Origin of the sequence: Rhodococcus sp. BS-15 (assembly GCF_000813105.1) — a bacterium.
Classification (GTDB): Bacteria; Actinomycetota; Actinomycetes; order Mycobacteriales; family Mycobacteriaceae; genus Rhodococcoides.
This window is the reverse complement of sequence record NZ_BAOX01000638.1, coordinates 1-625: the sequence shown is the minus strand read 5'-3', so window position 1 is coordinate 625 and position 625 is coordinate 1. Positions and strand designations below refer to the sequence as shown.

Annotated in this window: 2 pseudogenes; both read right to left on the bottom strand. The window is 69.0% G+C overall.

Annotated features, from left to right (window positions below):
• Positions 1 to 312: pseudogene (locus RHBS_RS28425) on the bottom strand (hypothetical protein); the annotation flags it as partial.
• Between the two features lie 31 nt (positions 313 to 343).
• A pseudogene (locus RHBS_RS29535) lies at positions 344 to 625 on the bottom strand (hypothetical protein); the annotation flags it as partial.

Genomic DNA, 625 nt, shown 5'->3' with positions numbered 1-625 from the left:
GACCGTCGACCACGCCGTACCGGAAGTCCAGGTGCCGAGCACCGTCGACGGGCCGCCGCCGACCGGAGCCAGAGCGAGGCCGATGGGCCCACCCGCCGTCGACTCCAGCACGCCGAACTCCGCGGCCAGATCAGCTGCCGGCAGCGTCTCGACAGCAGGCGCAGTGGTCCACATTCCCGCATCGGACGTCGGCGGAATCGCCGGGGGCACCGCAGCAGCCGATGTTTCGGACACGACGGGTGTTTCGGACGCGGGGTCGTCATCGGTGGCGATGGTGCAGCCGGACACCAGAACACAGAACGCAAGGGCCACCGCTCCACCTCTTCCGACGCGGCGGGCCGAACTAGAAGAGGTAGACAACAGCGTTCTCGCCACCGGTACACGTCACCAACTGCGCGGACGAGACACAGTTCATCTCGTACCGCTTGCCGGTGACCGGGCTGCTGGCCACCACCGTCCGAGAATTCCGATCCGAACCGGCCCTGGTGTAGGCCAATCTGACTTCCTCGGCGAACGGGCACGAGGTGACCGTCGACCCCACTGCCGAACCTCGAAGCCCGCTGGTCGGCGCAACGGTCGCCGGGCAGGTCTGCGCACCCGCGGGCAGAGTGGCGACGCCCGGCGC